Source organism: Companilactobacillus sp. y65-5, assembly GCF_057541095.1.
In genome coordinates, this window is record NZ_BAAJOA010000003.1 from 306079 (window position 1) to 317631 (window position 11553).

Consider the following 11553-nt stretch of genomic DNA (forward strand, 5'->3'; position numbering starts at 1 on the left):
TAATAACGAATGAGGAGGTCAAAAACGGAAATACTTTTTGTAAAAAGTTCTAACATGCTATAATCTAACCAGACATACGAGGAGGAATTATATGAAAAAAGCACTAGCATTACTCGCAACGACTGCTGTTGGTATCTTGCTTGTTGGTTGTAGCAATGGTTCATCGTCTTCATCATCAAGCTCCAGCAGTGACTACAAAACTGAGATGTCTAAAGGTAATAAGGCTGTAAATAACAAAGATTATGAAAAGGCTGCCGACCACTTCGAAGCAGCCAATGAAGCTAAGAATACTAAGAAATCTAAGGCATCTGAGATCCAAGCTAACAAATTAGCTGACGCAAAAGAGGACATGAATGAACGTGAATTCTCTGACGCGAAAAAAGCTCTCACTACCGCTAAGAACCAAACTGACGGTAATGACAAGATGACTAGCCACGCTAACAAGCTATTATCACAGGTCAAGACGATCATGAGAAAGCGTAGCGACTACAAGGCTAACATCAAGACAGCTAAGGACTTGATCAAGTCTAACAACAACGACCAAGCCCGGACATTATTAGAACAAGTAACTAAGGCTGACGGTATCAAGGGCAAGTATTACTCTGACCTATACAGACAAGCTAAGAAGTTACTAGACAAACTCCCAGCAACATCAGTAACTGCTGAGAATAACACTGCTAATAGTGGCAATGACACGTCATCAAATGACAGTAACAACACATCAGACGACAGTGACAACCCTGCCGCCAATGGTGACTTCGATGTCGAATCAAAAGAGTTGAATGGCAAGACCATCACCGATGCAGACATCGCCAAAGCTAGACAAGACCTAACAGATCAAGGCGTGAAGAACGTAGCCGCATGGAGCGATAATGACATCATCCGTGCAATTAAAGTCGCCGCCGCTGATGGTCGGAGTACTATTAAAGCATCAGATGCGGTGATTAAGTAGAGCGTGGAAGAACACGGGTAAAAAGCAAACCTTAACCTAGGCAAGCGATTAATTTACGGAGTAAATTCTTCGATTGACGTAGTTAAGGCTTTGCTTTTTGTGTTCTGCAACGCGTTTCCGCTATAAAACTCTGGAGCGATCCAGAACCAAAAAGAAATCAATGTACAAGTAAATTCATTGATTAGCGTAGTTAAGGCTTCGGTTTCTGTGTTTCGGAACGCGTTTCCGCTATAAAACTCTGGAGCGATTGAATCACTAACAAAACTCCGAAGCAATCAAACCACTATAAAAAAATAAAAGCCCCAAACCCAAAAGACACTTGAGACAAAATCTCAAGTGTCTTTCCTTCTCTAATCTAAAGAAACATATAAGAAACCCAGAATCAATTGTCAAAAAATCCCCAAGAGAATAAGCTGGAATTAAATATGCTCATAAGGGAGGCTATTTGAAATGAAGAAAAAATCGCTACTTCTTGGTACGGCAATGGCCGTCTTGCTGGCACCGGGAATATTAAACAATGTATCGACAGATGTTGATGCAGCATCTGTGATTGGTGTCGTCAAACGTGGTGGCGGTACTCTCTTTGATGCTAACGGCAAACCAGTTGGTCGGGTCTTGGACAACTTCAGTTCATGGAGACTGGGGACATCGACGACAATTAATGGAGTTACCTATTATAAGGTAGCTACTAACGAATGGCTCCGGGCTGATTCGATCGAGATTCAAGGCGAAAAAACCGAAATCAGCACCGGTACTAATACTAATCCGACAGCTACCACGAAGACGCCGGGTTATGTGGGTCGTATCTTGAAAGGTGGTACGGTCTCAGTCGATGACAACGGTAATTACACTGGACAACCTTTCGCCAACTACACAGCTTGGAAGCTCGACGCTAAGAAGACGATCAACGGTCAGACTTACTATCGTGTCGCTACTAACCAATGGATCAACGCTACTGCCATGACGGTCCGTGATTCGGGTGGTGTCTTAGTCAACGAAACGATCAATTCCACTACTATCACCAAGACGCCGGGATATATCGGCTCGATTCTCAAAGGTGGCACGGTCTCATACGACGACAAGGGTAATATCACCAGCAATGCCTTTGGTAATTTCACTGACTGGAAGCTCGATGCCAAGAAGGTCGTCAACGGTATCACCTACTATCGTGTCGCTACTAACCAGTGGATCAATGCCAGTGCCATGACGGTAACTGACAGCACGGGCAAGACGGTCACTGCCGTTGATACAACTGATCCTAGTGTCGATCCAAACGCTGACCCTTCTAGCACTATCACCAAGACGACTGGCTACATCGGTGCGGTCATCGACAACGGTGCTAGTGCATCATCCTATGATGACAGTGGTAATCCGACTGGCAAGTCTTACCAACCTGCTTCTAGATGGCAGCTGACTGGTATGAAGGTGATCAATGGTAGTAATTACTATCGTATCGCCACTCACGAATGGCTACCTGGTAGTGCGATCCAAGTCTACGATGCTAATGGCAAGCTCGTCAGTTCTCCAGCTACGACGCCTACGCAAAAGGTCGGCACGGTCATCAATTACGCCGAGATCTTCAACGACCAAGGGGTCTCGACCAAATATGTCCTACCTAAGAATACCGAGTGGACTTTGAGTGACAGTAAGACTGTCAGTGGAGTCTTGTTCTACAAAGTCGCTGACAACGAATGGATCAAGTCTGACACTGTCACGGTCAAAGACGTTGACACTACTACGCCAACGACCACCAAGTATACTTTGACTACGACTGGTCGCCCTGAAGTCTATGACACTTCGACTAATACCGTCACCGCTGACACTCACCCTGCCGGTACAGCTTACAATGTTCTCAGCGCCGTCTTCAATCGAAACGGTCAGTATTACTTCCAAGTCGGTCCGAACACTTGGATCAACAGCAACTATGTGACGATTAAGGATTCAACCATCTACGATACAGCAAGTTCAGAGCCTGACTTCGCTATGTCAGCTACTCACTCTGAAGGCATGGTCGCCTACGTCACTAGCAATAGCGCCCACTTCTACAATGACTCGACCAAGTCATACGAATCTGGGATCGTTAGCACAGGTTCAGCTTGGAAAGTCTTCCGTGTCGTTCAAAACTCTAACAACCAAGTCTTCTACAAGGTCGGTGGTCACGAATGGTTGAAGTCTGACGTATCCAATCTTAATTACAACAATTACAAGGACTTATCAGTCTATATCGAGAGTAATCCAAATTTTGCCCTAAATAAGTAATTAAAAACTTCACAACTGCCATTTATGGTATATAATATAGGTAGACTACAAATACTAAGATATTAAGGACTTCTCCCTGATATAACAAGACGACTTCTTTCATGCTGGAGCCGTCTTTTTTTGTGCCCAAAATGACCGCAAAAAAATAGAACAACTTAGCGTTGTCCTATTTTTAAATTAATCTTCGATTATTTCGTCGTCTTCTTCTTTTACTTCTTTACTCGCAGCTTTGGCTTTTTCCTTTTCTTTCTTACCGAGGTAGGAATGATGGATTCCGTATGTGAAGTAGAGGATCAAACCAAAGACGAACCAGATTCCAGCATACAACTTAGCGTCATAATCTAGTCCCCAGAATACGAATAGTGCACCGATGAAGCCTAGTGCTGGCATAACTGGGTAGAATGGCATCTTGAAGGCTGGAACTGGGATATCCTTACCCTCACGTCTACGTAAGGCATAGATTCCAAGAGATACGAACATGAAGGCGATAAGGGTACCAGCTGAAATCAACTGAGCCAAGAACGCGAATGGGAATAACGCACCGATGATAACTCCGATAACGGTCAAGGCAGTAAGTGCGTGATTAGGAAGATTGTTCTTGTTCAACTTGCCTAACCAGCCTGGTAACATGCCGTCACGTCCGAATGAGTAGATCAAACGTGAACCGGCTAACATCATACCGATCAAAGCGGTGAACATACCAATAACAGCGATGGCTTGAATAACACTGGCGATAACTGGATGTCCAGCGTGACGCAAGGCCCATCCAACGGGTTCAGCGTTGTTAGCGTAGTCTGAGTAGTGGAACATCCCAACTAGGACTAAGGCAACGGCAACGAACAAGACCACGGCGATAGCTAATGATCCTAAGATACCACGAGGCATAGTCTTGCCCGGATTCTTAGCTTCGGCTGAGTTAGCAGCGATCGAATCAAATCCGATATATGACAAGAAGATCATTGAGACACCGGCGTAGATTCCTTGCCAACCACCGAAGGCTGTCCCGTCAGCGTTAAGTTTGTACTTAGGAATGAATGGTACGTAATTTTCAATATGAATGGCTGTAAGACCAACGATGATGAATGTCAAAACAGCTAGAACTTTTAGAAAAACTAAGACGTTTTCGACTTTGGCAGCTCCTGAAACACCTTTTGATAGTAACCAAGCAACGGCGACCAAGACGATCACGGCTGTGATATCTAGAATACCACCATTAACACCCATGGTATTGGAGATGGCATTGGGGAACTTGATACCTAACGGTAGTAACAATCCCCTGAAATTGGCGGACAATCCAGAGGCCACGAACGCCACGGCGATGAAGTACTCTGCTAGTAGCGCCCAACCGGCTACCCAGCCGAAGAACTCCCCGAACATAACGTTGATCCAAGAGTATGCAGATCCAGCGAACGGCATGGCTGCAGCCATTTCGGCATAGGCGAAAGCAACCAGACCAGCAACGATAGCAGCTACTAAGAATGAAATAGCAACGGCTGGACCAGCATGTTGGGCTGCAACGACCCCGGGCAGTGTGAAGATAGATGTTGAAACAATAGTTCCGACACCTAAGGCTAAGAAGTCCTTAACTGTCAAGACACGAACTAAGTGAGAATCCTTATCTTCATAAATACTCGGATCTTCCTTTAATGTTAATCGTTTAAAAAAACCACTCATTGATTTTCCTCCTAAAATTATCCTATTATAAGTGTGTCGTTTACCAGCCGATCTTACCTTCTGGTACCACAACTTCGTCTTTTTCAGCAGCGGTGATAGCTGCTTCTAGAACGTCAAGGACTGTGTCCAATTGTTCTCTAGTGATGACCAACGGTGGTTGGAATCTGAGAATGTTCCCCTTGAGGGTGATGATGACTACCCCGTGTTGGAAGGCATAGTAGATGACTTTGGTTGCGAAGTCAGCGTCAGGCGTCTTAGATTCCTTGTCTGTGACTAATTCGATCCCACCATCTAGGCCGTACATTCTAACATCACCGATTTCTTCGAATTTTTGTTGCATTTCTAAGAAACGCTTCTTTACATATTCCCCGTCTTCGACTGATTTTTCAAGCAGTTTTTTCTCTTCCAAAACGTCCAGTGTAGCTAACGCAGCTGCACAACAGACTGGATTACCTGAAGTCGTGAATAAGTGAGCTGGAGAATCGAGGCTCTCCATTACTTCTTTCTTACCGATAACGGCACTCAGTGGCATCCCTGAAGCCAGTGACTTACCGACTGACATCAAGTCGGGTTCGATGTCTTGGAATTGTTGAATGCTCCACATTTTGCCGGTTCTACCCATTCCTTGGTTGATCTCATCGACTGCGAAGAGGATCCCATTGTCGTGGCAGAACTTATAAACCAATTGCATGAATTCTTCAGGAGCTTTGCGGATACCGCCGTCTCCTTGGATCGGTTCGATCAAGACGCAAGCTGTTTCGTCAGCTGGCAAGAATGATTCGAATGGTTGTTTGAATTGTTCGAAGTATCTCAGTGCTACGTCATGTTCGCTTTCGCCGGGAACTCTGCGGTACAAGTCCGGATATGGGACGTGCACTACATCTGGTAGTAGCGGTCCCATCTTGCGAGTCATGTTCAAACTAACACCTGACAGTGTCATAGATCCGTAGGTAGAGCCATGATATGAGTCCATGAACGACACGATGTAAGGACGACCTGTATAGGCACGTGCAAACTTGATGATCGCATCATTCGCATCTGAACCAGAGTTACCGAAGGTTACTTGCTTAGGTGAACCGGGCACGAGCTTTGCCAGTCGTTCTGCGAGTTCCTGTTCTGGTTGATGATGAAAATAACCCGGAGTATAGTGTATCAGCTTTGCGGCTTGGTCTTGAATCGCTGTTACGACCTTTTCGCTAGTATGTCCCACATTGATAGCTGAGGCGCTAGCCAGGACATCAATATACTCATTTCCATCGACATCGACTAATGTTGCATCGTGTGCGTGGTCGATTACTAAGTCATAGTAATCCATCCGGGCTGATTTAGCGTAAAATTGATTTTCACGTTGAATCAATCGGTGAGCCTCCTCGTGATCATGATCTACTTTTTGCGCATCCATAATGACACCCCCTAATATTGTTTGGTGGAAATAGTGTAATTCTAATAGTTTTCTAATTTAGTTGCAAGTTTTTTTACAAATTTGTAATAATTCACCAGACTTTTGGGGATTAAAAAAGGGAAATAACACTATTTTGTGATTTCCCAATTATTAAATTAAATCTAATTTATCTTATGAAAATACCATCCGAATTCGCTATATCTGTGCTTCTTAGGGTTCAGTATCCATATACGACGTAATTTAGATAATGAATCGCACGGAATAGTGCTATCAGTATGATTCACAATATAATTCTCAGCTTGCACCGTATTATAACGGGTTTATTAGAGATGATCAAGCTGATTTGTGAAATTATTCGTCCAATCCTTAAAATTTATTTGTGGTAAAATTTTGTTATGTAGTAAGGATATATATATTTGGGGGAAGTGAAGAAATGGTCAAACAGTTCCAACTCTATCGTTGGCTGCGTTTTGTTTTTTTATTAGTGACGGGGATTTTGATAGTGATGGCTCCAACCAAAAGCCTGGACATGATTATTTATTTGGTATCAGGCTACATCGCCATCTATGGCGTGCTCTCGATCATCGATGGTGTCAGTATTCGGAACAAGACTGGTGAGACCAACATCGCTATCGGCTTGGGGATCGGCGCTCTGATCTTAGCGGCGGCGATCCCGATCGTTGCTAGGTTCATCGTCGTCTTAGTGCCACCCGTCTTAGGGATCATCCTCTTAGTCAACGGCATCAATCAATTCCGTGATTCAAATGAGACAAAAAAACAAGTCAATATAACTCCTTGGCTTGATTATTTTTATTCAGCATTACTGATCCTCGCGGGTATCTTGTTCATTTTAGAACCACCAAGGATGATCTTGTTCATTTACCGTCTCTTTGGAGTGGCCTTGATCCTGTTGGCCTTCTTCGAGATCATCAACTCACGGATATACCGCAACTAACGTAGTTTCGTCGTCTTCAAGGTTACCGTGCTCATACTATTATTGATGGCACTGCCTTCTGGATGGGTGATAACTTGCCAGACTTGGATCGTGTAACCGACTTTGACCGGCAGAGCTTCAGCTATGATGATTCCGTCTTTGACTGTGTTCAGATGATGGGTCGATATGTCTACTCCGACCGCCACTTCATCTGATTCCTTTATGTTAAGATTAGCACCGATACTGGCGGCAGTCTCCGCCAAGACAGCGTTGATTCCACCGTGCATGATCTTATATGGTTGTAGATGTTTAGCTGTTACTTCCATCTGCAAGACTACACGATTCTTGTTCTGCTCGATTGCTTCGATACCCAAATTTTCTAATAGGTTCATTATTTACACCTCGGAGGTTATTTTTTTATGAATGAATGGAAAAACATTAAAGATTATTCAGAGATTATTTTTGAAAGAATGGGCAAAATTGCCAAGATAACTATCAATCGTCCTGAAAAGCGCAATGCTTTCACACCTGTCACTGTACATGAAATGATTGACGCTTTCAATATTTGTCGTGATGACGCTTCGATCGGTGCTATCATCTTGACTGGTCAAGGCGATCTCGCCTTTTGTTCTGGTGGTGACCAGAGCGTCCGCGGCAACGGTGGCTATGTGGGACCAGACCATATCGCTAGACTGAATGTCTTGGACTTGCAGCACTTGATCCGAATAATCCCTAAGCCGGTCATCGCCATGGTCCGTGGCTGGTCTGTCGGTGGTGGTAACATCCTGCAACTAGTCTGTGACTTGACGATCGCAGCTGACAACGCCCAGTTCATGCAGACGGGACCAAAGGTCGGCAGTTTTGACGCCGGTTACGGTTCCGCCTACTTGGCTCGCGTCATCGGACACAAGCGTGCCAAAGAAGTTTGGTTCCTCTGCAAGCCCTACACAGCTGACGAAGCCTTCCAGATGGGCTGGATCAACAAAGTCGTGCCACTGGCTGACGTCGAAAAAGAAACTATCGAATGGTGCAACGAGATCTTGCAGAAGTCACCGACTGCCATCCGCTTCATCAAGGCAGCTATGAACGCTGACACCGATGGGCTCGCTGGTCTACAACAGCTAGCTGGTGACTCAACGATGTTGTATTACACGACTGACGAGGGCAAAGAAGGCCGAGATGCCTTCCTCGAAAAACGTGACCCTGACTTCGATAAATTCCCTAAATTCCCATAAGTGACTGTATCTCTACTAAACTACCACGAAGAGATATTTACAACTCATTCAAAGGAGTCAATATGGAAAATTGGCTAACTAAACGTGCAAAATTGGATCCAAATAAAACGGCTCTGATCATCGAGCATTCAGATTTTACTTTTAGTGAATTGAACTCTACGGTCCAACTCTGTGCAAAAAAACTACACAATCACATTCAAAAAGGACAACGGGCGGCCTTGTTCATCAGTAACTCGTTCAACGGCTACATCGTTATTTTGGCATTGCAACAGATCGGTGCCGAGATCGTCTTCTTGAATACAAGACTATCGACCAGCGAATTAGAATATCAACTCAACGACTCGCAGGCGAAGATCTGTCTGATCGATGATTCCAGCGACTACCACAATATCAATAAGATCGACACCAACAAGATCCTGCTCTCGGATATTTTGAGCATGAAACCGGACAAGGATTATCGTCCCGTTATGGAATTCGACAATCAAGATATCACTTCGATCATGTATACCTCTGGTACATCTGGTCGACCGAAAGGTGTCTTGCAGACTTTTGGCAATCACTTCTACTCGGCCATCGGTACTTCGCTCAATCTCGGGATCAACGACCAAGACTCGTGGGTCTTGACGGTGCCGTTATTTCACATCTCTGGCTTCTCGATCATGATGCGGTCTTTGATCTACGGCATCCCCGTCTACTTGATCAACAACTTCAACGAAGATCACCTCAACAAGGTGCTCATCAACGAACATGCGACGATCATCTCACTCGTACCGACGATGCTCAAGCGACTACTGAACTATCTGCCCAATGGCAAACACTACAATCATTATTTCAAGTGCGTCTTCCTCGGTGGCGGTCCGATCGACAATTGGACTCTGTTACGCTGTGACATGTTGCACATCCCCGTCATCCAGTCCTATGGTATGACGGAGACGGCCTCAAATGTCGTGGCACTGAACTTCGCCGATGCGCAGAGAAAAGTCGGCTCCTCTGGTCAGCCACTCTTCCCCGTCAACTTGCGGATCAATCACATCGACAGTGAAGGTGTCGGCGATATTGAGATCAAAGCTCCCAATGTAGCCAAAGGTTACTTGAATCAGCCTGATCTTTTTGCACGGAAGATGACTAAAGATGGCTTCTACAAGACGGGCGACATCGGCTATCTCGATGACGAGAACTTCCTCTTCGTCAAGGGGCGTAAGGACGATATGATCATCTCCGGTGGTGAGAACATCTATCCCGAAGAGATCGAGAATATTTATAGTAAGCTGACAGGCCTAGACAGTATCTTCGTCATCGGTGTCAAGAATGACGAGTGGGGCGAGATCCCCGTCGCCTACGTGACTTTAGATACTGGCGCCTATTTGTCTGGTGAGGACTTGGTCGAATTCGGTCGAGAAAAACTAGCTCACTACAAGGTACCAAAGGAATTTCGCTTGATTCAGCACATTCCTCGTACCGCCAGTGGCAAAGTCTTGCGACGTAAATTTCAAAATATCGAATATCAAACTATCTAAAAATCACTAAAGAACTAAAAAAGAAGCTTGTGAAATCACTTCACACAGCTTCTTTTTTAGTACAAATAATATTCAAAAAAATTGGCGATCTTATCCATCAAGCGTGTTTCAACCAAGTGCATGGCCTGATAACCCGTGATGAACGCGACTTGTTGGGCGTAATCTTGACCGTGGATCTTGTCGAAAAAGTCTTTTGACTGGGCATAAGGGATCCGCTCGTCATCCGTCCCGTGCCAGAACAATAACGGCCGCTTGTCGATGGCTTCTGGGTGCTGGTTCAAGTCATAGTCGTTTATCCAACTCGTCAAACTCTCCATGTCAGCGGGAATGTACAAATGATGCTGATTCGCTGAATCACGGACTAACTTGGCATAGGCATTTAAGTTGGGCGTGCCCATGATGATAGCCGCGGCAGTGATCTCCGGATGTTTTGTCATTAAGGCGCCAGTCGTCATCCCACCCATCGAATAACCACTGACACCGATCTTATCATCTAGAACCAAGTCACGTTTCAAATAAAAATCTTTGATCAAGTCAAATTCAGCCAGATTGCCTTGAATACTGTTCCAAAAAGTAAATGACGGGATCGACGAAACATCTTGTAACCTCTGTCCGTGATTCATCGCATCTGGTAAGATGACGCGGATTTTTTTGGCGGCGAGCTTTCTAGCCTGCGTCAAGACCAATTCCTTATCCGATCTCCAACCATGATAAAAAATCACCAACGGAACTTTGCGATAGCGATATGTCTCCTCGACCACTTCCAATATCGGTACATCTTGTAATGTCCTCTGATAAATCTTCACCATAATATCACCTCAGACTTATCTTACTTGATTCAGCGAACAAAAAAAAGAGACCAAGCCCTTTGGTCTCCACTGCGGATTAGTAATATCTACTTGAGCGATTGAATGATTGATTGATTTTAAAGATGAGTTCGTCGACGTCACGTTCATTGACATGATCGGTCTTCTCATCGTACTCAATTAAGTCCCTTCGAAAATCTAATAGTGCTGGTGCGAAATCATCATTTTCGAAGCGATCAAGGTATTTCATGACTATGCCGATCAAATTGCTTTCGGATAGCATATTGAATGCTCCTACTGACTCCTCAATTGTCTGAATGACTTCCTTACGGTCCATTTTCAGCTCTCTCATTTCCTCCAAGGTCTTCCCCGCCTTTCTCTTTTAGAAATATTGAACTTTCCCCATGTATCTCATTGCGCAGAACTTGTCTTAAAGCTCATAAATGCATTATCTTACATTTATTGAGCGTTTGGAATTCACTTTTATATAAATAAATTATATTGAATTGAATTATGCTTGACCTGATAGGGTTTTAAGGATACCTGAATGGATAAATTTTTATAAGGTCGACAGTTGAGAAAATACGGTAATTTATTGCCATGATGAATCAACGTCTTGGGCGACCATTGTTGTATTCTTTTAATTGATCCTCAATACATTTTTCTACTACGTCTTTAGAAATACTTCCTAACGTAATCATAAAGAAACTGCTCGACCATAAGTGACCACCCCATAGTTTCTTTTTTGTTTCTGGATATTTTTTAAACCATGTT

11 protein-coding genes are annotated in these 11553 nt (G+C 44.2%); 5 read left to right on the top strand and 6 right to left on the bottom strand.

Going from position 1 to position 11553, the window contains the following annotated elements; all coding sequences use genetic code 11:
* Positions 1-91 precede the first annotated feature (91 nt).
* Both AC27FM_RS07925 and AC27FM_RS07930 read left to right on the top strand, forming a co-directional pair.
* Positions 92-952, top strand: coding sequence for a hypothetical protein (locus AC27FM_RS07925; RefSeq protein ID WP_487087197.1), 861 nt, complete (start codon positions 92-94; stop codon positions 950-952).
* 450 nt (positions 953-1402) lie between these two features.
* On the top strand, positions 1403-3211 hold the full coding sequence (locus tag AC27FM_RS07930; protein ID WP_487087198.1) for an SLAP domain-containing protein: 1809 nt from the start codon (positions 1403-1405) through the stop codon (positions 3209-3211).
* Between the two features lie 177 nt (positions 3212-3388).
* Here the strand turns inward: AC27FM_RS07930 and AC27FM_RS07935 are convergent, their stop codons facing one another.
* Both AC27FM_RS07935 and AC27FM_RS07940 read right to left on the bottom strand, forming a co-directional pair.
* On the bottom strand, positions 3389-4885 hold the full coding sequence (locus AC27FM_RS07935; protein WP_487087199.1) for an APC family permease: 1497 nt from the start codon (positions 4883-4885) through the stop codon (positions 3389-3391).
* A 40-nt stretch (positions 4886-4925) separates the two neighbouring features.
* Positions 4926-6287 carry an aspartate aminotransferase family protein gene (locus tag AC27FM_RS07940; RefSeq protein WP_487087200.1) on the bottom strand — a complete coding sequence of 454 codons (1362 nt, stop codon included), beginning with the start codon at positions 6285-6287 and terminating at the stop codon, positions 4926-4928.
* 433 nt (positions 6288-6720) lie between these two features.
* Between AC27FM_RS07940 and AC27FM_RS07945 the strand changes: the two genes are divergently transcribed.
* Entirely contained in the window at positions 6721-7242 is a 522-nt protein-coding gene (locus AC27FM_RS07945; protein ID WP_487087201.1) for a DUF308 domain-containing protein, read from the top strand.
* Here the strand turns inward: AC27FM_RS07945 and AC27FM_RS07950 are convergent.
* The gene (locus AC27FM_RS07950; protein WP_487087202.1) at positions 7239-7613 is read right to left on the bottom strand and encodes a PaaI family thioesterase; all 375 of its coding nucleotides are present in this window, start codon (positions 7611-7613) and stop codon (positions 7239-7241) included. The two genes, AC27FM_RS07945 and AC27FM_RS07950, sit on opposite strands and share 4 nt — an antisense overlap.
* A 27-nt stretch (positions 7614-7640) precedes the next feature.
* Between AC27FM_RS07950 and menB the strand changes: the two genes are divergently transcribed.
* Together menB and AC27FM_RS07960 are read left to right on the top strand one after the other, a co-directional pair.
* Positions 7641-8456, top strand: coding sequence for a 1,4-dihydroxy-2-naphthoyl-CoA synthase (gene menB / locus AC27FM_RS07955; protein ID WP_487087203.1), 816 nt, complete (start codon positions 7641-7643; stop codon positions 8454-8456).
* A gap of 62 nt (positions 8457-8518) precedes the next feature.
* The gene (locus AC27FM_RS07960; RefSeq protein WP_487087204.1) at positions 8519-9973 is read left to right on the top strand and encodes an o-succinylbenzoate--CoA ligase; all 1455 of its coding nucleotides are present in this window, start codon (positions 8519-8521) and stop codon (positions 9971-9973) included.
* A 56-nt stretch (positions 9974-10029) separates the two neighbouring features.
* Here the strand turns inward: AC27FM_RS07960 and AC27FM_RS07965 are convergent, their stop codons facing one another.
* From AC27FM_RS07965 to AC27FM_RS07975, 3 genes are all read right to left on the bottom strand, one after another.
* On the bottom strand, positions 10030-10782 hold the full coding sequence (locus AC27FM_RS07965) for an alpha/beta fold hydrolase (protein WP_487087205.1): 753 nt from the start codon (positions 10780-10782) through the stop codon (positions 10030-10032).
* Between the two features lie 76 nt (positions 10783-10858).
* On the bottom strand, positions 10859-11116 hold the full coding sequence (locus tag AC27FM_RS07970; protein ID WP_487087206.1) for a hypothetical protein: 258 nt from the start codon (positions 11114-11116) through the stop codon (positions 10859-10861).
* 271 nt (positions 11117-11387) lie between these two features.
* Positions 11388-11553: transposase (locus AC27FM_RS07975; protein WP_487087213.1), on the bottom strand; the 166-nt coding region annotated here is incomplete at its 5' end.